General features: G+C 47.4%; 18 protein-coding genes, 1 tRNA gene and 1 pseudogene. 15 read left to right on the top strand and 5 right to left on the bottom strand.

Going from position 1 to position 19,786, the window contains the following annotated elements; all coding sequences use genetic code 11:
* Positions 1 to 25: 25 nt before the first annotated feature.
* A complete protein-coding gene (locus tag BM058_RS00710) occupies positions 26 to 778 on the bottom strand; it encodes an SDR family oxidoreductase (protein WP_090925117.1) in 753 nt (250 codons plus the stop codon).
* A 253-nt stretch (positions 779 to 1,031) separates the two neighbouring features.
* Here BM058_RS00710 and BM058_RS00715 point away from each other — a divergent pair.
* From BM058_RS00715 to BM058_RS00740, 6 genes and pseudogenes are all read left to right on the top strand, one after another.
* Positions 1,032 to 3,104 (top strand): annotated as a pseudogene (locus BM058_RS00715) (bifunctional aldolase/short-chain dehydrogenase); the annotation flags it as partial.
* A 12-nt stretch (positions 3,105 to 3,116) separates the two neighbouring features.
* Entirely contained in the window at positions 3,117 to 3,494 is a 378-nt protein-coding gene (locus tag BM058_RS00720; RefSeq protein WP_090925119.1) for a sensory rhodopsin transducer, read from the top strand.
* 19 nt (positions 3,495 to 3,513) lie between these two features.
* Positions 3,514 to 4,734, top strand: a complete 1,221-nt coding sequence (gene rhaI, locus BM058_RS00725; protein WP_090925120.1) for an L-rhamnose isomerase — start codon at positions 3,514 to 3,516, stop codon at positions 4,732 to 4,734.
* The gene (locus BM058_RS00730; protein ID WP_090925121.1) at positions 4,734 to 6,224 is read left to right on the top strand and encodes a rhamnulokinase; all 1,491 of its coding nucleotides are present in this window, start codon (positions 4,734 to 4,736) and stop codon (positions 6,222 to 6,224) included. The genes rhaI and BM058_RS00730 overlap by 1 nt, the downstream gene beginning before the upstream one ends.
* 19 nt (positions 6,225 to 6,243) lie before the next feature.
* Positions 6,244 to 6,999 carry a DeoR/GlpR family DNA-binding transcription regulator gene (locus BM058_RS00735; RefSeq protein WP_090925275.1) on the top strand — a complete coding sequence of 252 codons (756 nt, stop codon included), beginning with the start codon at positions 6,244 to 6,246 and terminating at the stop codon, positions 6,997 to 6,999.
* 148 nt (positions 7,000 to 7,147) lie between these two features.
* Positions 7,148 to 7,222: transfer RNA gene (locus BM058_RS00740), tRNA-Arg, on the top strand.
* 73 nt (positions 7,223 to 7,295) lie between these two features.
* Here BM058_RS00740 and BM058_RS00745 read toward each other — a convergent pair.
* Entirely contained in the window at positions 7,296 to 7,586 is a 291-nt protein-coding gene (locus BM058_RS00745; protein WP_245736754.1) for a hypothetical protein, read from the bottom strand.
* A 221-nt stretch (positions 7,587 to 7,807) separates the two neighbouring features.
* On the opposite strand from BM058_RS00745, the gene BM058_RS00750 reads away from it, so the two are divergent.
* Positions 7,808 to 9,247 (top strand): phospholipase D family protein, encoded by a 1,440-nt coding sequence (locus BM058_RS00750; protein ID WP_090925122.1) that lies wholly within the window; start codon positions 7,808 to 7,810, stop codon positions 9,245 to 9,247.
* A 15-nt stretch (positions 9,248 to 9,262) separates the two neighbouring features.
* On the opposite strand, the gene BM058_RS00755 is transcribed toward BM058_RS00750, so the two are convergent.
* Both BM058_RS00755 and BM058_RS00760 read right to left on the bottom strand, forming a co-directional pair.
* Complete coding sequence (locus tag BM058_RS00755; RefSeq protein WP_090925123.1) at positions 9,263 to 10,087, bottom strand: ABC transporter permease; 825 nt, start codon at positions 10,085 to 10,087, stop codon at positions 9,263 to 9,265.
* Positions 10,088 to 10,101: 14 nt separating this feature from the next.
* A complete protein-coding gene (locus BM058_RS00760) occupies positions 10,102 to 11,034 on the bottom strand; it encodes an ATP-binding cassette domain-containing protein (RefSeq protein WP_090925124.1) in 933 nt (310 codons plus the stop codon).
* Positions 11,035 to 11,146: 112 nt separating this feature from the next.
* Between BM058_RS00760 and BM058_RS00765 the strand changes: the two genes are divergently transcribed.
* From BM058_RS00765 to BM058_RS00775, 3 genes are read left to right on the top strand one after another with little or no spacing between them, the layout of a single operon-like run.
* Entirely contained in the window at positions 11,147 to 11,602 is a 456-nt protein-coding gene (locus tag BM058_RS00765) for a MarR family winged helix-turn-helix transcriptional regulator (protein WP_090925125.1), read from the top strand.
* A gap of 2 nt (positions 11,603 to 11,604) precedes the next feature.
* Positions 11,605 to 12,135 (top strand): macro domain-containing protein, encoded by a 531-nt coding sequence (locus BM058_RS00770; protein WP_090925126.1) that lies wholly within the window; start codon positions 11,605 to 11,607, stop codon positions 12,133 to 12,135.
* A 28-nt stretch (positions 12,136 to 12,163) separates the two neighbouring features.
* Positions 12,164 to 13,378 (top strand): sn-glycerol-1-phosphate dehydrogenase, encoded by a 1,215-nt coding sequence (locus tag BM058_RS00775; RefSeq protein WP_177195372.1) that lies wholly within the window; start codon positions 12,164 to 12,166, stop codon positions 13,376 to 13,378.
* Positions 13,379 to 13,509: 131 nt separating this feature from the next.
* On the opposite strand, the gene BM058_RS00780 is transcribed toward BM058_RS00775, so the two are convergent.
* Entirely contained in the window at positions 13,510 to 14,619 is a 1,110-nt protein-coding gene (locus BM058_RS00780; protein ID WP_090925128.1) for a GntR family transcriptional regulator, read from the bottom strand.
* Between the two features lie 265 nt (positions 14,620 to 14,884).
* On the opposite strand from BM058_RS00780, the gene BM058_RS00785 reads away from it, so the two are divergent.
* The 5 genes from BM058_RS00785 (at position 14,885) to BM058_RS00805 (ending at position 19,745) form a co-directional block, all read left to right on the top strand.
* Complete coding sequence (locus BM058_RS00785) at positions 14,885 to 16,228, top strand: ABC transporter substrate-binding protein (RefSeq protein ID WP_090925129.1); 1,344 nt, start codon at positions 14,885 to 14,887, stop codon at positions 16,226 to 16,228.
* Between the two features lie 78 nt (positions 16,229 to 16,306).
* Positions 16,307 to 17,242 carry a carbohydrate ABC transporter permease gene (locus BM058_RS00790; RefSeq protein WP_090925130.1) on the top strand — a complete coding sequence of 312 codons (936 nt, stop codon included), beginning with the start codon at positions 16,307 to 16,309 and terminating at the stop codon, positions 17,240 to 17,242.
* An 8-nt stretch (positions 17,243 to 17,250) separates the two neighbouring features.
* Positions 17,251 to 18,093: a carbohydrate ABC transporter permease gene (locus BM058_RS00795; protein WP_090925131.1), complete on the top strand. Its 843-nt coding sequence runs from the start codon at positions 17,251 to 17,253 to the stop codon at positions 18,091 to 18,093.
* Positions 18,094 to 18,118: 25 nt separating this feature from the next.
* A complete protein-coding gene (locus tag BM058_RS00800; protein WP_090925132.1) occupies positions 18,119 to 18,763 on the top strand; it encodes a YesL family protein in 645 nt (214 codons plus the stop codon).
* Positions 18,764 to 18,785: 22 nt separating this feature from the next.
* Positions 18,786 to 19,745 (top strand): glycoside hydrolase family 43 protein, encoded by a 960-nt coding sequence (locus tag BM058_RS00805; RefSeq protein WP_090925133.1) that lies wholly within the window; start codon positions 18,786 to 18,788, stop codon positions 19,743 to 19,745.
* Positions 19,746 to 19,786 lie beyond the last annotated feature (41 nt).

The raw sequence follows: 19,786 nt of genomic DNA on the forward strand, positions 1-19,786 counted from the left end.
GCGTTAACATAGTACCCATTTCATATCAGGTTAACGAGCTGCCGCCGTCGATATAAATGTCTGATCCGGTAATGTGGGACGCTGCACCGGAGGCAAGAAACTGAATGAGCCCGGCTACCTGCTCCGCATCGGCGGGCGGAAACGTATTTAAATCTGTTTTACGGGAGGCACCTGCATCGGAGAGGTCTCCGGTACGGTGAAGACTGTTCTTAAACTCCGTGCGCACTCCTCCCGGGCATACCGCATTGACACGGATATTCCAGGGCGCGAGTTCTCTGGCAGCCATTTTCATGAAAGCAATCTGTCCGGCTTTGGCGGTGCTGTATGCGGAAAAACCAGGCTGGGAAAAAGTCCGGTTTCCACTCACCGAACTGGTGATAACGATACTCCCGCCTTGTTGTTTCATAAATGGGACAGCGTATTTCACAGTAAGAAATGTTCCTCTCAGATCGGTTTCAATGGTCCGGTCCCAATCCTTGGGTTCCAGGGATTCAATCGGAGCCATTGTGCCTGCGATCCCTCCGTTTGCGACCACAATATCAAGATGCTTATATGAGGCACGAAGCATGTCGAAGGCCTGTTTCATCTCTTCCGGTGAGGCAAGGTCCGCTTCAAGAACCACAGCCCTGCCGTTTCTTTCTTCGACAGCGGTTTTGGTTTGTTCGGCTTTGTTACGGTTTATGTCGAGAATGGCGATGTCCATATTTTCACCGGCCAGTAAAAGGGCTGCCGCTCTGCCAATGCCGGAACCTGCCCCGGTAATCAATGCTTGCATCATTCAGCCTCCTGTTTTTTAAAAAAGCGTTTTCACTGAAGATGAAAGTTTACTATAAGAACTTCGAATTGTCTATATCAGAAATCAACGAAATCTATTGCTCTGCAATAATGTTTGTTATTTTTTGAAATGGAGAATGGAAGAAGTATATGTTTGTTTGAATGCGCTATCAAAAATTTAAATAAATATATTCAAAAATAAAACCAAATTTGTTATGATGAAAACAAGGAAATAGAGACTTACAAAGTGGAGGTTCGAGATGACTGAAAATTTATGGAATGACACAGAAGCAAAAAAGATGGAAACGATGCTCGAAGAATTGGTTTACCGCTCCAACCTGCTCGGATCGGATCGATCTGTCGCCAACTTCGGCGGCGGAAACACCTCGGTCAAGACGACCGAAAAAGATTTCCGCGGCCGTGATACTGAAGTGATGTGGGTGAAAGGCAGTGGATCGGACCTTGCTACGATGGGTGGAAAGCACTTCACCAGCCTGAGAATGGATGATATCCAGCCGCTGATGGAACGGGATGAAATGACGGATGAAGAGATGGTGGAATATCTTGGACACTGCATGGTGGACAGTAAACATCCGCGCTCTTCCATTGAGACCCTTCTTCATGCTTTTCTTCCGTATACCCATGTTGACCATACGCATCCCGATGCAATTATCAGTATTTGCTGTGCGGATAATGGTAAAAACATTGCAGAAGAGATTTTTGGTAACCGGTTTGTCTGGGTGCCGTACGTAAGACCCGGTTTCAAACTATCCAAGATGATTGCAGACGGCGTGAAAAACAACCCGGAGGCCGAACTTGTATTGATGGAGAAGCACGGTCTTGTCACGTGGGGAGAGACGTCGAAAGAAAGTTATGACCAGACGATTAAGGTCATCCAGAAAGCAGAAGCTTATCTCCAGGACAAAATCAAACAGCAGAACAATTTCGGAGGGCAGAAATACGAAGCGCTGACCAAAGAGAAACGGGAAGCTGTGCTGGCAGAAGTACTGCCTTATCTCCGCGGGCAGGTCAGCGATGAGAAAAAGATGCTTCTGACATATTCTGATGATGACAACGTTCTCGAATTCGTAAACAGCCGGGACGCCCAGTCGTTATCACAGGTGGGAGCAGCCTGCCCGGACCATCTCGTGCATACGAAGAGAGTACCGCTTTATGTCGACTGGGACCCGTCTTCTGAAGACGCAGAAGCGTTGAAAGAAAAAATCCAAGACGGCGTTGCTTCTTTTAAAGAAGAATATGAAAAGTACTTTGAGAGAAACAAAAATGAAGACGATGAAATGTTCGAACCGGCCCCGCGTGTCATCCTCCTTCCGGGCATCGGCATGGTGAACACCGGTAAGAACCTGAAAATGGCGAATGTGAGCGGTGATCTATACCACCGCGCGATTGAAGTTATGAAAGGAAGCACGGCACTTGGAAACTTTGTATCTTTGGATGAAAATGAATCGTATAACATAGAGTACTGGCCGCTCGAGCTGTACAAGTTATCCCTTGCCCCGCCGGAAGCGGAATTCTCAAGAGACGTTGCCTTTATTACCGGAGGAGCCGGGGGTATCGGCAGTGCTTCGGCACGGGAAATGCTGGAACAGGGTGCCCACGTCGTACTGGCCGACTTGAATGAAGAAGGCGCACAGGAAAAAGCCGCGGAATTCAATCAGGAGTTCGGATCAGGACGGGCCGCCGCCGTCAAAATGGACGTGACGAAAGAAGATCTCGTTCAGAAAGCCTATGAAACATCGATTCTCACTTACGGCGGCATTGATATTATTGTCAATAATGCCGGTCTGGCCACATCCAGCCCGCTTGAGGAAACAACGCTGGATGAATGGAACCTGAATATGAACGTGCTCGGCACCGGCTACTTCCTTGTTGCGCGTGAAGCCTTCAAGAAAATGAAGGAACAGGGAACAGGCGGAAGCATGGTCTTCATTGGTTCGAAAAACTCCGTTTATGCCGGTAAAAACGCATCTGCCTACAGTTCCGTCAAAGCGCTTGAAGCTCACCTTGCCCGCACGATTGCCGCAGAAGGTGGACAGCACAGCATCCGCGTCAACACGGTCCTTCCTGATGCTGTACTGCAGGGGTCCAATATCTGGACGTCGGAATGGAAGAATGAACGTGCTGCGGCGTACGGCATCCACCCGGATGAGCTGGATGAACATTACCGGAAACGGACGACACTGCAGGTTAATATTTATCCAAAAGACATTGCTGAAGCGGTCGCGTTTTTCGCATCATCGAAGTCACTTAAAACAACCGGTGCGATGATTACCGTAGACGGCGGTGTACCTGCCGCTTTCGCAAGATAGGAGGAAACACGCATGGCCTTACAGAAAAAAGGAGAAACCCATTGGATTATTCCCGATGGGTTCATCCCTCCTGAAAGCAGCGGCACGCAGACAAGTCATGAATCCATCTGCGTGTTGAATATGCAGGAAACAACAGCAAATGTAAGTATAACCGCTTATTTTGAAGACAGGGAGCCGTTAAAGGATATCAAGGTGCAGGTGCATGCAGAACGGGCTTCTCATATCCGAACCGCAGGTCTTGAAAAAGACGGGCGGACTATCCCGGAGAATGTGCCGTATGCGATTGCGGTGGAAAGTGATGTACCGGTGGTTGTGCAGTACAGCCGCCTCGATTCCACGCAGCCGGAACTGGCTTTGATGAGTACGATGGCTTATCCGCTGAATACGTAATAGAAAGGCTGTGAAAAGAATGAGTGATAAACAGTACGCCCTGTTTGAAGAACAGCAGAAAGCACGCGGTATCGATCTTGATAAGGTGAAAAACAAAATAAAAGGGTTGGAAGTGGAAACGCCTTCATGGGGGTTCGGCGACTCCGGCACCCGCTTCAAAGTATTTGAACAGGAAGGCATTCCCCGCGACCCGTTCGAAAAAATCGAAGACGCCGCCCAAGTGCACAAATTCACCGGAAGCAGCGGTGCGGCAGCCATTCATATCCCGTGGGACAAAGTAGATGACTACAAAGCACTGAAGTCCCATGCCAAAGACCACGGCATAGCCATCGGTGCGGTAAACCCGAACGTATTTCAGGATGATGATTATAAGTTCGGCAGTGTTACCAATTCCGATCCTGCTATCCGCCAAAAAGCAGTCGATCACCTGCTTGAATGTGTAGACATTGCAAGAGAAGTCGATTCCAAAGCGATCAGCCTCTGGTTCGCTGACGGCACCAACTATCCAGGCCAGGCTGATTTCCGCAAACGCAAGAACTGGATGCATGAATCGCTTCAGACGCTTTACAACGCCCTGGATGAAGACATGCGGATGCTGATTGAATACAAGTTCTTTGAACCCGCTTTTTATCATACAGATCTTGCCGACTGGGGAATGGCATTTAACATGGCCAATAAATTGGGTCCGAAAGCAGACGTCCTGGTCGATACCGGCCATCACCCGCAGGCAGCCAATATCGAACACATTGTAGCGTATCTGCTGGACGAGAAGAAGCTCGGCGGCTTCCATTTCAACAGCCGGAAATATGCTGATGACGATCTGATTGTCGCAGCCCATAATCCGCACGAGATCTTTCTGATTATGCAGCAGATTGTGGCAGCCGAAGAAGACGGCGCGGATCCGGCCGCGGCGAAGACCGCCGGCAACATCGCCTATATGCTCGATCAGTGCCACAACATCGAGCCGAAAATTCCTGCTATGATCCGCTCGATTATGAATGTCCAGAACCTGTATGCCAAAGCCTGCCTCGTCAACCTTGATGAACTCCGGGAAGCTCAGGAGAAACAGGATGTGCTGTGGGCCGAAGAAGTTGTGAGGGAAGCGTATGAATTTGATGTAACACCGCTTCTGAAAGCTGTCCGTGAAGAGATGGGAGCCGCGCCGGATCCGATGAAGGCTTACCGCGAGAGCGGCTACGCCGAAAAAATTCTGAAGCGGGGCAAAGGCGGTGCAGGCTGATGAGTGTATTAGCTTTTGATATCGGCGCCGGGAGCGGGCGTGCGATTCTGGCCGACGTGCAGGATTACCGCCTGCACATGAAGGAAATTCACCGGTTTGATAACACACCTGTACAAATCAGGAAGCGCCTGCACTGGGATGTGTACCGGCTGTTCCATGAAATAAAACAGGGAATTTGGAAGGCGGTGCAGGCAGGAGAGAATGTCGAAGCGATTGCGATAGATACGTGGGCAGTCGACTTCGGCCTGCTTGGAAAAGACGGCGAACTTCTCCGCGCTCCGTATCATTACCGGGACCACCATACCGACGGTGTTATGGAAGAATTTCAGAAATCCAAAATAAGCCGCAGAGACATTTTTGAAAAAACCGGTATTCAGTTTCTCCCTTTTAACACCATTTATCAGCTGGAGGCGATGAGCCGGGCGGAATCACCGATTCTGAACGAAGCCGTGGATCTTCTTTTAATGCCGGACCTGCTCCGCTACTTTTTGACCGGTGAAAAGAAAACGGAATTTACGAATGCGACAACCACCCAGCTCTTCAATCCGAAATCGATGGAATGGGACCGCGAGCTGGTGGAGGCGGCCGGGGTGAGTACGGATCTGTTTCAGGAGGTTGTGACACCGGGCACAGTCATCGGGGAACTGAGCGTAGAGCTGTGTGAAGAACTCGACACCGAACCGATTCCTGTCATAGCTGCCGGAGAACACGATACAGCATCGGCTGTAGCAGGTATCCCGGCATTGGATCAGAATTTTGCCTACGTGAGCTGCGGGACCTGGTCTTTAATGGGAACAGAAGTGGAAGATGCGGTGATTAATGAAAAGGCTTTTGAATGGAACTTCACGAATGAAGGCGGCGTGAATGACACGTTCCGTCTCCTGAAAAATATTATGGGGTTGTGGATTCTCGAAGAATGCAGGCGGATCTGGGAATTCGATGAGAAGGTAGATTATGGGAAGCTTCTCGAAGAGGCGGAAGCGGCACCTGCCTTTGCTTTCTTCATCGACCCGGATGATTTCAGGTTTCTAAACCCGGCTCATATGCCGAATGAAATCAAGGCCTACTGCAATGACACCAATCAGTACGTGCCACGGACCCGCGGCGAAATCACAAGAGGTGTGCTGGAAAGTCTTGCGCTGAAATATCGGTATGTGTTTGAGAGGACGCAGTATCTTGCGGGAACTCCGTTCTACGGACTGCACATGGTCGGCGGTGGTATTCAGAATGAGATGCTGTGCCGGTTCACTTCGAATGCTCTCGGCAAACCTGTCTGGGCCGGTCCCGTGGAAGGCAGTGCCATCGGCAACGTGATGTTACAGCTGATGGCGTCCGGAAAGGTGGAGAACCTTGCCGATGCCCGGATGGTTACGTTCAAGAGTACGGAAATGGCTTTTTATTTCCCTGAGGAAGAAGACACGTGGCATCGTGCGTATAAAACATTTTGTGATACGATAGGAGTAAATAACGGTGAAGACCTCACCGTATAGAAGGAAAGTAGGGAAAAGAGTGTTAGTGGCAGAGAGGTACGAGCGAATTCTACAGACGGTCGATGAAAAAGGGAGCGTCCGTGTTTCTGAACTGAGCGAGCAGTTCGGTGTAACAGAAGAAACGATAAGGCGGGACCTGGATCATCTCGAAAAGGAAAACAAAATCAAGAGGAGCCATGGAGGCGCCGTTTCCAATAAAAATGACAAAACGGAAACACCGTATTCCAAGCGGGAAATTACGAATGTCGAAGAGAAAAACGGCATTGCCAGAAAGGCGCTCGAGTTCGTGGAGGAAAACGACCGTATCATTCTCGATGCCAGTTCCACCGCCTGGTATATGGCTAAAGGTCTGCCGGATATCCCGCTCATTGTGCTCACTAATTCGATGAAAGTGTCCGCCGAATTAAGTGAAAAACAGCATATCCAGGTGATATCCACCGGCGGCATGCTGACACCGCGCTCGCTTTCCTTTGTCGGACCGCTGACCGAATACAGCATCAACATGTATCATGTAGACAAAGTCTTTCTTTCCTGCCAGGGGATTCATGCGGAAAAAGGATTGAGTGATTCGAGCGAACTCCAGGCGCATGTGAAACAGAAAATGATCGAAGCCGGTGACGATGTTTACGTACTTGCCGATCATACGAAATTCAACGTACAGTCTTTCAGCCGAATCGCCAACTGGGACGCTGTGGATACGTTTATTACAGACAAGATGAAAGACGACGACCGCATGCATCTGCAGGAAAAGAACATCGATGTATATACGCTCTGAAAAACACAAACGACCTTTTAATAAAGAAAATCCTTCCTGTTCGGAAGGGTTTTCTATTGAATCATGCCGTCAGTGGGAGCAGCAGCCTGGGAGGTTTCAACATTTACAACCCCCGAACCTGTTGGTATAATAGGGTTTGTGACATTGAGCCCCAGTAGCTCAGGGGAAGAGCAACAGCCTCCTAAGCTGTAGGTCGCAGGTTCGATTCCTGCCTGGGGCGCCAAGAATTACAATATCATGCAGGTTATCACAATGAATAAAGCCGGGGCAGTTCACGATCTGTCTTCCGGCTTTTTTTAGTGATACGGCGCCTGTGAACCAGTATCGGATTTTTCGATGAACTTTTGAAACCCATAGTTCACCAGGGCAAGCGAAAAGCTGATAATAAACATAGCGGCCGCGTTCATATTTTTAAATTTGTAATGCCCGATTTTTTGAAAAAGTTTGTTCAGCGGATAGGCGAAAAGAAGGTCTATCAAAAAATTCACAACGACGTATAGGGCGAGTCTGCCGTATGTAAAATGAAACACCCATAAATTGATGGTGAAAAAAACACCGAAAATAAAAGAAAGAGCATCAAACACCATTTAAACGATGTTGGAGGGAGAAAAAGGACGTTGATAATCCATAAAACGATGACATACCCTATTCTGAAAACATTCGCTGACATAACATCACCCTGGGTTTTTCTTTTAGAATGAGAAGGCATCCTTTGTTTTATTCCTGCATCTCAAAAAAAGGTTCTACCCGAAGCGGTTTGTCCTTTAAGATGAAAGGAGAATAAAGGAACAAAGGGAAGGGGAAGCGTATGACAGCCATATTTACCCGTCGTCCGGTCGTGGCGGGACTTTTGATACTGATGTTTTGTGTCATGATGATATCGGTCTATCATCTATATAAGAAAGTGCCGGATCACACATCTGTTGAAGGAGACGTTCACCGCACCAATGATATCGAATTTCTGTACGACCTGACCTATCAGAAAAGCGGAGAGCAGCAGCAGGAACAGGTGATTTTTGACCGCGTCTTTGAGATGATTCAGGAAGCGGAAGATTTTATTGTGGTGGATATGTTTTTGTTTAATGGGCAGTATGACCAATCGATGAACTTTCCCGCGGTTGCAGGAAGTCTGGCCGATGCGTTGGTAGAAAAGAAACAGAACCATCCGAACATGGATATTGTCGTGATAACCGACCGGATTAACACGTTTTATGGTTCGTACAAGACAGATACTTTTACAAGCATGAAAGAAGCTGATATTCCGGTGTTCTATACGAACATGAAGCCGCTCAGGGATTCAAATCCGGCGTACTCGGGGGTATACAGAACGTTTTTTCAGTGGTTCGGTACCGGGGGAAAGGGTTGGCTGCCGAATGCTTTCAGCCCGGATGCTCCGGATGTGACACTGCGCTCTTATCTCGAACTTCTGAATTTCAAAGCCAACCACCGGAAAACGGTAATCACCGAAGACCGGGGACTGGTCACGTCTGCTAATCCACATGATGCCAGTGCCGACCATTCCAATATCGGATTTGAAATAAAGGGCGGCATCCTTGAAGATATGCTGAAAACAGAGCAGGCTGTGGCGGAAATGGCCGGCGCTGATCCGTCCCTGTTTTCGTCTATGGAGGTGGAAGACGATTCTTCAAAAGAAGGACCGTATCAGCTTCAGCTGCTCACCGAAGGTAAGATTGAAAAACATACGTTGAAAGAGATAAGGGAGGCAGGAGCGGGAGACCGCGTGACAGTTGGTGCGTTTTACCTTTCAGACCGCGATGTGATCAGCGCGCTGTTGAAAGCAGCAGACAGAGGAGTGGATGTCCGGCTTGTGCTTGATCCAAACAAAGACGCGTTTGGAAGAGAAAAGAACGGCATTCCCAACCGCCCGGCCGCCGCGGAACTGGTGGAGGATTCCGGTGGAGATGTAGAGGTGAAATGGTACCATACAAACGGGGAACAGTTTCATACGAAGATGGTTTTTGTAGAAAAAGAAACCGAGGATGTCCTGATCGGAGGATCGGCCAATTACACAAAACGAAACATCGGAGATTTTAATCTTGAAACGAATGTGAAAATAAGTGCGGCGTCAGACACCGAAGTGATGGAGAAGACGGACGCCTATTTTCAACGGGTATGGAACAATGAGGAGGGTCGTTATACCGAGGATTACGAAACATTCGCCGATGAATCGGCTCTTTCGTACTGGCTCTACCGCTTTCAGGAATGGAGCGGTCTTTCCAGCTTTTAAATGGCAGGACATCCATTACGCATTGGTCCGCCGAAAGCTCAACGTTGCAAGTAAAACGAGGATCGTGGTGAAACCAATCATGAACAGCACTTCTTCGGCCACGGTAATGCTGCGCCCGAACAAAGTAAGGTTCAGTCCCATCGCTTCCCGGATAGCCGGAGCCAGGGACTGGGTATCTATCATGACTTTTTTCATGATATCCACCCCGTATGTGACCGGGTTGATTTTCACCACGATGTCCATCCATCCGGGCATATTGTTAACCGGGAACAGAGCGCCGGATAAAAACACCATCGGCATAACGAGAAGCTGGACAATAAGCTGGAATCCCTGTGTGGATTTCAGAAAGCTCGCGATGAGCAGACCGACGGAAGACAGGGCACAGGCAAGCAGGAACATAAACGGAATCACCTGGATTATCGAAGCAAGAGGGTAGCTGATGCCGAGAAAGGGAATCAAAAGAAACATCATAACCCCCTGGATACAGGCGACGGTGGAGGCACCGAGCATTTTCCCGACAGCGATACTCACCCTGGAGACCGGAGAAACAAGAATTTCTTTCATGTAGCCGAAATCCCGGTCTTCAATGATAGATAAAGAGGAGAAGACAGATGTCATAAGCAGTGTCATCGCTACAATACCCGGAAAGACAAACTGAATATACTGAAAGTCCGCTCCTTCCGGTACCGTTTCGCTGATCAGGCCTTCCATCGTTCCACTAAGTCCCCCTCCGAAGATGAGCAGAAATAATATGGGCATACTGAAAGAACCGAATAACCGTGCCCGATCCCGCAGAAATTTAATTACATCGCGCTGCCATATGGCAAATATTCCTTCCATGGTGTACCCCCGTTTCAGCTTTCTGAATGTTCGATGTCACGGCCGGTGAACGATAAAAAGACATCATTTAATGTCGGCTTACGGATGTTCAGATGAGTAATAGGCACAGACAACTCTTTCATCAACCCGGAAATAATGCTGTCACTGTCGGCGGTTTTTATTTGAATGGTGCCCTCCTGCCGGATGATTTCTCCTTCTTCGATGTACTGCTTCAATTCGACTTCCGCCTGGTCATTATCTTTTGCTGCCAGCTCAATGATGTCGCCGCCGACCTGTTTTTTCAGCTGGGCCGGGCTGTCGATTGTAATAATGCCCCCGTGGTTCATGATTGCGATCCGGTCACTGATTTCGGCCTCATCCAGATAATGCGTGGTCAAGAACATGGTAATCCCTTCTTTTCGTTTTAAACGCAGAATGTATTCCCACATATGGGCGCGGGTCTGAGGATCAAGGCCGACGGTCGGTTCATCCAGAAAAAGAACTTTTGGGTAATGCAGCAGTCCGCGTGCCATTTCAAGTCTGCGTTTCATGCCTCCTGAAAAGGTTTCGACTTTCTTGTTCCGGCTTTCGGTCAGATCGACAATCTGCAGTACTTCCTGAATCCGTTCTTCCCTTTTTTTCTTTGGTACACGGTAGAAACGGCAGTGCAGCATTAGATTTTCTCCGGCGGTCAGCTTCTCATCAAGTGTATTTTCCTGAAAGATAATGCCGATGCTTTCTCTTACCTTACTGCGCTGTACAGTGGCATCAAACCCGTTTATCGTAATAGTTCCGCTTGTCGGAGCAAGCATCGTGCAGATCATATTGATTGTTGTGCTTTTCCCTGCCCCGTTCGGTCCAAGGAAACCGAAGATTTCTCCTTGACCGACATCAAAAGAAACATTTTTCACTGCATGGGTATCTTTGTATTGTTTATTCAGCCGGTCGACTTCAATAATAGATTCCATGTCTTCCCCTGCCTTTTTTTAGATTACGCGGCTAAAATAGTTATGTTATTATAACTGTATTATCAGGTGCAGGGAAATGCTTGTCAAATTTTGAAATGAAGAAGGGATTATCATGAACAAGGAAGAAAACCAGGAAATAGCGAGAGATCTTCTGACCTTGTTTCCGATGATCAAAAGAAAACTGCTTCCGCCTGCCAAAACGAATCAGGGCAGCGAATTAAGCGTCACTGACTTTTTTATATTAAAGACATTGGAAGATTTCGGCGATTTAACATCAACGGAGATCGGAAAAAAATTACGTATCCAGAAATCCAATCTAACTCCTCTTGTACAGAAACTCGAGGAATCGGGATTTGTGATTCGTACGCCCTCTTCTGCTGACCGGCGTGTGAAGTATATGAGCCTGACCGGCGAAGGGGCCGGCTGCCTGCAGAGAATTGCTGTGAAACTGGAGGAGGGGATGGAAAAAAGGCTGGAACATCTTCAGGAAGAAGATCTGATAAAACTGCAGGAATCGGTACTCAATATGCATGATATTCTGGCGAAACTCGATCAGGAGGAGGAGTAAACATGCACGTACAACGTAATGGAATTGCGGTGGAATGTCTGCAGGGAGACATTGCCCGCCAGAAGGATATGGAGGCGGTTGTTAATGCAGCGAATGCGGAATTGATGATGGGCGGGGGAGTTGCCGGCGCGCTGCACCGCGCGGCAGGTCCTGAACTGGCGGAAGCAGGAGCGCCAATGGCTCCTATTCAGCCGGGAGAGGCCGTAACAACGGAAGCATTCAACCTGCCGAATGATTATGTCATTCACTGCCTCGGTCCGGTATATGGCAGAGACAGACCCGAAGAGGAGCTGCTCCGTGCCTGCTACCGAAACGCGCTTAAGAGGGCGGAAGAACATCGCATCCAGAGCATTGCTTTTCCCTCTATTTCCACCGGAGCGTTCGGGTATCCGGTCGAAGCAGCGGCATCGGCTGCAGTCAAAGAGGTTTATGAACAGAGCCGGCACCTGAAATCGGTGCAGGCAATCCGCTTTGTTTTGTTCAGTCAGGAGGACTTGAAGAGGTACGAAACGGCTTGGCAGCATCTGGTTTAATTATGAAGTGTGGAAGGAGAGCATGTTGATGCTGAAACAAGAATTACAGAATCTTTCCGAAAACTGTTATGAAGGTTGTCCGCTTCCCGTGGAACACATGGAAGTCGAAAAAAACAGTCTTGATCATATTACAGGTTATGTGAGAGAGAAAGGCTTCCATAATATTGTCATCATAGAAGATACGAACACGAAAAAAGCTGCTGGAGATAAAATGGAGCAGTTGTTCAGTGATGCAAATACGGCTTTGGAGACTGTACTTGCGCCTGAAAATGAGCACGGCCAGGTGACAGCGGACGAACGAACCATCATGCAGATGTTTGTTCAGATTCCGGAACATACGGATTGCCTGTTGGCGGTTGGTTCCGGAACCATTCATGATATCACCAGGTTTGTAAGCGCTAAAATGAAGATCCCATTTATTTCGGTTCCGACCGCAGCCTCTGTTGATGGATTTACATCCAAAGGAGCTCCTCTTATCCTCGGTGGAGTAAAGCAGACCGTTCAGGCGGCTGCCCCTCTGGCAGTATTTGCTGATGTGAACGTACTCCGTGGCGCCCCGCAGGAAATGGCGGCGGCAGGATTTGGTGATATGGCGGCGAAGTCGACTTCTGTATTTGACTGGGAGATTTCCCGGCTTATTGCAGAAGAAACCTATAACGAGTGGGCGAGCCGTGCGATGCAGAGGGCCTGGTCAACATGTAGAAACGAAGCAGAACGTATTGCACAAGGGGAGGAAGAGGGACTTAGAATATTAATGGAGAGTCTGCTGCTTTCGGGACTGGTCATGATGACACTGGACCATTCCCGGCCAGCTTCAGGGGCTGAGCACCATCTCTCTCATTACTGGGAACTGATTTTTCTGAAAGAGGGAAGAAAGCAGAAGCTGCACGGCGCCAAGGTCGGCGTTGCCACGTCTATTATTTCTGATTTGTACAAAGGTTATTTTACCAAACCGGAAGAACTTCCGGTGGAGGAACCGGTGTATAAGAGAAGACTGGAAGAGCATGCCGAAACCATCAAACACTGGATCGGTAATATGCCGTCTTCCAGTGAAATAAGAGAACTTCTCAGAAAAGTGGGCGGCCCGGAACTTCCTGAAGAACTGGGCATTCATCATGAACTGGTGCAGGAAAGTCTTGAACAGGCCCATCATTTACGGGAACACCGCTATACCGGACTGAAAATGCTGCATATGTCCGGGTGGGGCGTTCCGTCGTATCCTTTCACGAAGCAGGAAACATAAAAAAGTATTTTCGTGAAGGGGAAGGCTGAGGACACGAAATGCCGAAGAACTGCCTTTAGTATCCGCTGCGAATCTTTCCATAAAAAAACGGGGCTCTGGATCATTTCCCAGAGTCCCTTTTTTTATTATGTTTATGTTGCAATGGAGCTGGTTCCGCTGGCAGGGGCGGCGGTGGAGTTGCGGAGCACGAGTTCCGGTTCATAGACAATAGATTCTGCCCTGTCTTCGGAAGCTCCCTCTATTCTGTCGACAATCAAAGCGGCGGCATCTTCTCCCATTTTTGTTTTGGGATGTTTGATGGAAGCAAACTTGATTTCTGTTGTTTCGGTCAGGGAGGAATCGTCAAAGCCGATAATGGAAATATCATCTGGAACAGAGAGTTTTTCCTCTCGAATGACATCCAGCACCTGAATCACAAGCTCATCGTTGTAGCAGACAATAGCGGTGGGACGCTGCGATGCCTCTTTCAGCAGCTGCTTGATTTTTTCCACCGGCTTCCCGAACTTTTCTGCTGTGCTATATGTGATAATCTGGTTTGGATCAACAGGCGTCCCAGCTTCCCGGTGCGCTTTTAGAAAACCTTTCATCCGGCGCGTTCCCTGGATATCGTCATTTTTAAAAATTCCGGCAATCTTTTCATGGCCGAGATCGAGAAGATGGCGTGTCTGCATGTAACCGCCTTTTTCATCGTTCATGACAAGGTGGAACGGCTCCAGTTCTTCGTAAAAGGCGTTAATCATCACGAAAGGAATCTGCTGGTTTTCGAGATTTAGATAATAATTAATATTCGGGTTGGTAAAGGCACTGCGGGTCGGTTCTACGATAATACCTTCTACACGCTGGCTTAAGATGTTCTCAAGTGCGGATTTTTCTTTTTCCAGGTCGTTATTTGTATTAAATAAAATAACATTGTAGCAGGCATCACTTAAATAACTTTCCGCCCCGCGTATAATGTGGGGGAAAATATAATCGGACATGTATGTTGTAATGATGGCGATACTTTTTCTGACGGGCTGCTGAAGAAACCGGGAACGATCGGCACAAAATGTTCCGACTCCGTGTTCCCTGTACAACCAGCCTTCACTCACGAGTTCACCGATCGCCTGGCGGATGGTATGGCGGCTGACGTCAAAGTAGTTTACCAGCTCATACTCGGAGTGTATTTTCTGATGGGGCTGGTACGACCCGTCGAGGACTTTTGATTTAATAAACTGCTTTACATTTTTGTATTTAGGAGTCATAGTACACCTCACTGCAAGACTTTCTTCATTTTACTATACCACACTTGAACGTACAACTTTATCTCGTAAAAACATGATGTACTGCTTTGCTGTAATATATACCCATAGGTGAATTTTTAAAAAATTATAAGAAAGCGATTGCAAAAAAGGGTGATATATGGTTCAATAGTAACTAGCTTATACGTACAAGTTAAAGAAAAGATTTCATATATCCCGCGTTGTATGAACAGGGAGCGCTTATGAAATCAAAATCAGGGAGGGGAACATATTGAAAAAATCATTAAGTTTGCTGCTGATTCCAGGACTCTTTCTTGCTGCCTGCGGGGGAAATGGCGGAAGTGAAGGAGCTGGTGGAAGCGAAGCAGAAGACACTTCTGTTATCGGACCGGACAGTGAAGAAGCGACAGAGTTGACATTCTGGACATTCAATGAACAGCATATTGGGGTCTATGAGCCGGCCGTAAAGCGTTGGAATGAGGAAAATCCCGACCGGCAGATTCAGCTGACTGCTGAAGTGTTTCCGATTGATCAGATGAATAACAACTTAAGGCTTGCGCTGCAATCCGGAGAAGGGGCGCCGGACATTGCCGACATTGAAGTCAGTCATTTTGGAAGCTTTCTGGAAGGGGACGTTCAATTCGAGTCCATGAACGACCAGGTTGAACCTGTTCTTGAAGACATGGTGGAAGGAAGACTTGATCTATATTCCAAAGATGATAATTATTATGGTCTCCCGTATCACGTAGGTGCCACGGTCATGTATTACAATGAGGAAATCATGGATGAAGCAGGCGTCGATATTGATTCCATAGAGACGTGGGATGACTATGTTGAAGCAGGTAAACAAGTGACTGAAAACACGGACTCGATGATGACTACGGTGGAGACGACAGATCAGTTTACGTTCTGGCCGCTCATCGCTCAGCAGGGATCCGACTATTTCAATGAAGATGGAGAAGTCATACTTGATAATGAAACCAACGTGGAATCCCTTCAGTTTATGAATGATATGGTCCATGAACATGAAATCGCAGAGATTGCTCCAGGCGGTGACCACCATGAAGAACAGTACTACGGCTACATGAATGACGGCGGTGCCGCTTCACTGATGATGCCGATGTGGTACATGGGCCGGTTTATTGACTATATGGAAGACCTTGAAGGAAAAATACAGATCCGCCCGCTGCCAAGATGGGAAGAAGACGGGAACCGCACCTCCGGAATGGGTGGTACCGGTACAGTGGTAACGAACCAGACAGAAAAACCTGAACTGGCTAAAGAGTTTCTGGCAGAAGCGAAGTTGACCGAAGAAGGCAACATTGATCTCTGGACAGAGCTTGGTTTTGATCCACCGATGTACAGTGTTTGGGATAGTGAAGAAATGGGTGAAAGTAACAAGTATTATGAATATTTCCACGATGATATTTTTGACATGCTGCTTGAGTTGAACGACGAAGTGGAAGGATTGAACATTACACCTGAAACGTCGGATGTAACAAACGAAATTAACACGAATGTGCTGAATAGTGCTGTCCGTCAGCAGAGCAGTACACCGCAGGAGGCACTCGAACAGGCCGCAGAATCCGTACGGAGTGGGATGAGCGAGTAATGAATTCCTGTCTTTGAGAAAGGGGGAGGTGCTCTGCCTCCCCCTCCATTTTCATAAACGTTGAAAGGAGGTACTGACTTGGAGCCATCAACTTCCACTTCAGTAAATAAAGTAAAAACGAAACAATCATCGAAACTGTCCAGGTTTCTCACTTCACGAAAAGCAGCTCCATATGTTTTTGTGACTCCTTTTATTGTGTCGTTTTTACTGTTGTTTTTGTACCCCATGATCCAGGCAGTCATCATGAGTTTTCAGCAGGTGCTGCCGGGACAGGTAGAGTTTATCGGCCTTCGGAACTATGAACGGCTGCTTAACCCGGAGTTTTACCGGGCTTTGCTTAATACGAGCATCTACGTGGTGTTCACTGTATTGATACTCGTTGCTCTGCCTGTTATTTTAGCTGTCTTTTTAAATAGTAAATTATTAAAATTCCGTAACTTCTTCCGTGCCTCTTTGTTTGTACCTGCTTTGACTTCCGTTATCGTGGCCGGTGTTATTTTCCGGATGATGTTTGGAGAGTCTGAAACCGCTGTTATAAACGAGATTATTGGATTTTTTGGAATATCACCGGTTGAATGGAGATACGGCTCTGTTTCCGGAATGTTTTTGATGGTTATGCTTGCCGCGTGGCGGTGGATCGGCGTCAATATTCTTTATTTTCTCGCCGGACTGCAGAATGTATCCGAAGAACTTTATGAAGCGGCGGATATCGATGGAGCCAATGCTTTTCAGAAATTTTTCTCCGTTACGCTGCCATCCTTAAAGCCGGTCATCATTTTTGTATCCACAATTACAATCATTAATGGTTTCCGGATGTTTGAAGAAAGCTTCGTTTTCTGGCAGAACAATTCTCCCGGTAATATTGGATTGACTGTGGTCGGGTACATATACCAGGAAGGAATATCCCAGAATGATATGGGCTTTGGTGCCGCGATCGGGGTCGTACTGATGATTATCATCTTTATTGTCAGCATAATCCAGCTTAAATTTGTCGGAGCCTTTAAGGAGGATTGAAGCAGAAGATGACTACGAAAAAGAAAAAATGGATATCCATTGCCGTTACATTTATATTTGCTGTTATTACACTAACCGCCTTGTTTCCGATTATCTCTCTGGTCGTTGCATCGCTGCGTCCGGCGTCGGGATTGATGAGGGAAGGACTGTCTCTTTTATTCGATCCAGCTGAATTAACATTCAGCAACTACTTATCCATTTTCTCAGAAAGCGGACAGCAGTATTGGCGCTGGTACCTCAACAGTCTTTTGATCAGTGGGATGTTGATTGTTTTGTCCCTGTTCTTTTCGTCCATGGTAGGTTATGCGCTTGCGATGTATCAGTTTAAAGGAAGAAATGTATTGTTTGTGCTCGTTCTTTTTATACTGATGATACCATTTGAGATTTTGATGCTGCCGTTGTATCAGCTGATGATTGATCTTAATCTCATTAATTCCTACTTTGCCGTTATGCTGCCATTGATTGTGGCTCCTATCGCTGTCTTCTTTTTCAGACAGTATTGTCTGGGACTGCCGAAAGAATTAATGGAATCGGCAAGGATAGATGGGTGCACGGAATACGGAATATTCTTTCGTATCATGGCACCGTTAATGGGGCCGTCTTTTGCAGCAATGGCTATCCTGCAGGGATTGACCAGCTGGAATAACTTTCTGTGGCCTCTTCTCGTTCTTCGTTCGAGTGATATGTTCACACTGCCAATCGGCCTTTCTACATTAATGACACCTTACGGCAATAACTACGAATTGCTGTTTTCCGGTTCAGTGCTGACGATTATTCCGATTATCATTCTGTTTTTGTTCTTTCAGAAATTCTTCATATCCGGCCTTACCGTCGGTGGAGTGAAAGGATAATACGTCATGAAAGAGGGGGAAATGCATGCTTGAAAAAACGGTCACAGGTCTGGATGGGGCCTTCCAATGGCTGTCTCGGCTGGCTTTGTTAAATATGCTCTGGCTTCTCACCAGCCTCGCAGGTCTGGTGGCTGCAGGGCTGTTTCCGGCAAGTTCGGCTATGCTGGCTGTCACAAGAAAATGGCTGATGGAAGGAACAGAGTTTCCAACAATAAAAACGTACTTCCGTCAGGTGAAGCAGGATTTCTGGAAAGCCAATCTAATCGGATGGATTCTCACAGCGGCGGCAGGACTGCTTTATTTTAATTTTGAAATTCTTCTCCAATGGAACGATGAATTTTCAATGATAGTGACGGCGGCGTTTTATTTCATTGTTTTTCTGTTTCTCCTCGTCTGTGTGAATATTTTCCCGTTGTTTGTCCATTACGAAGCCGGTGTTAAAACCTTGTTCAAAAATGCATTTATTATAGGTCTGGCACGACTTCCGATGACATTGGCCATCCTGGTTATTCTCAGTGGTATGGTATATTTCAGTGTTGTCCTGCCTGCGGGTTTTCTATTCTTTTCAGGCAGTCTTGTCAGTTACACTGTCATGAAACTGATGTTGTGGTCTCTGAGGAATATAGAAGCCGGTATTTCCGAAACAGAACAGGTGGAATATCCGGGATAAATCTGAAGAAAGAGGTGCTTTAATGAAGAGCAAAAGAGTGAAAGGTACAGTCCTGTCGCTTGGTGTGCTGATTGGTGGTTTAGTTGTATATCAAATGGATGCCGATGCAGCTCACTGGAATGTGGAAGAAGATACAATTGCACATGATCCGACATTGATCAGAGAGAATGGAACCTGGTACACCTTCTACACCGGCGAAGGGCTGCAGTTGACTGCCTCCGGAAACGGAATGAATTGGAACCTGCAGGATCCGGTCTTTGATGAGCCGCTGGACTGGTGGGACAATTACGCGCCGGAACAGAATTACAATGATATCTGGGCTCCTGACATCAGCAGATATAATGGGAAGTACTGGCTCTATTACTCCGTATCGAGTTTCGGATCGAATGATTCCGCAATCGGTCTTGTTTCCTCGGATTCCATTCAAAATGGGAACTGGACAGATGAAGGGGTGGTGGTTCATTCGTCGGCAGGTGATAACTTCAACGCGATTGATCCTAATATGACAGTAGACGAAAATGGAGACCCCTGGCTTGCATATGGTTCCTACTGGAGCGGTCTCAAGCTGACACGGTTGAATGAAAACACGATGAAGCCGGAAGGGGAAGTGCATTCCATCGCCCAGCGTGAAGTAAATGACAGATCTATTGAAAATCCAATGATTACGTACAGGGACGGTTCCTATTATCTTTTTGCCTCTATTGATTACTGCTGCCAGGGAGCAGACAGCACCTACAAGATTGTCGTTGGACGGTCGGATTCTATTACCGGACCCTATGTTGATAGAACCGGCGTCCCTATGATGGAGGGAGGCGGAACGCTTATCGACAGCGGTAATGAAAAGTGGGCCGGTCCCGGCGGGCAGTTTGTTTATCAAAACCGCATCATAGCCCGGCACGCTTACGATACCGAAGATGATGGTGCTCCGAAACTGTTAATCAGCGACCTTCAATGGGATGCAGAAGGCTGGCCTTATTATTAACAACAGCTTGTGCGTATAAGTAATAGCTGCCTGGTATTCAG

The sequence above is a fragment of the Salibacterium qingdaonense genome (genome assembly GCF_900114715.1).
Lineage (GTDB): Bacteria > Bacillota > Bacilli > Bacillales > Marinococcaceae > Salibacterium > Salibacterium qingdaonense.

What these genes read in the sequence shown, in the direction of transcription:
- BM058_RS00710 (WP_090925117.1), bottom strand. Translation starts at nt 778, where the DNA reads ATGATGCAAGCATTGATTACCGGGGCAGGTTCCGGCATTGGCAGAGCG.
- BM058_RS00750 (WP_090925122.1), top strand. Translation starts at nt 7,808, where the DNA reads ATGACAGCCATATTTACCCGTCGTCCGGTCGTGGCGGGACTTTTGATA.
- BM058_RS00780 (WP_090925128.1), bottom strand. Translation starts at nt 14,619, where the DNA reads ATGACTCCTAAATACAAAAATGTAAAGCAGTTTATTAAATCAAAAGTC.
- BM058_RS00770 (WP_090925126.1), top strand. Translation starts at nt 11,605, where the DNA reads ATGCACGTACAACGTAATGGAATTGCGGTGGAATGTCTGCAGGGAGAC.
- BM058_RS00800 (WP_090925132.1), top strand. Translation starts at nt 18,119, where the DNA reads ATGCTTGAAAAAACGGTCACAGGTCTGGATGGGGCCTTCCAATGGCTG.
- BM058_RS00775 (WP_177195372.1), top strand. Translation starts at nt 12,164, where the DNA reads ATGCTGAAACAAGAATTACAGAATCTTTCCGAAAACTGTTATGAAGGT.
- BM058_RS00795 (WP_090925131.1), top strand. Translation starts at nt 17,251, where the DNA reads ATGACTACGAAAAAGAAAAAATGGATATCCATTGCCGTTACATTTATA.
- BM058_RS00755 (WP_090925123.1), bottom strand. Translation starts at nt 10,087, where the DNA reads ATGGAAGGAATATTTGCCATATGGCAGCGCGATGTAATTAAATTTCTG.
- BM058_RS00720 (WP_090925119.1), top strand. Translation starts at nt 3,117, where the DNA reads ATGGCCTTACAGAAAAAAGGAGAAACCCATTGGATTATTCCCGATGGG.
- BM058_RS00730 (WP_090925121.1), top strand. Translation starts at nt 4,734, where the DNA reads ATGAGTGTATTAGCTTTTGATATCGGCGCCGGGAGCGGGCGTGCGATT.
- BM058_RS00765 (WP_090925125.1), top strand. Translation starts at nt 11,147, where the DNA reads ATGAACAAGGAAGAAAACCAGGAAATAGCGAGAGATCTTCTGACCTTG.
- rhaI (WP_090925120.1), top strand. Translation starts at nt 3,514, where the DNA reads ATGAGTGATAAACAGTACGCCCTGTTTGAAGAACAGCAGAAAGCACGC.
- BM058_RS00760 (WP_090925124.1), bottom strand. Translation starts at nt 11,034, where the DNA reads ATGGAATCTATTATTGAAGTCGACCGGCTGAATAAACAATACAAAGAT.
- BM058_RS00805 (WP_090925133.1), top strand. Translation starts at nt 18,786, where the DNA reads ATGAAGAGCAAAAGAGTGAAAGGTACAGTCCTGTCGCTTGGTGTGCTG.
- BM058_RS00745 (WP_245736754.1), bottom strand. Translation starts at nt 7,586, where the DNA reads ATGGTGTTTGATGCTCTTTCTTTTATTTTCGGTGTTTTTTTCACCATC.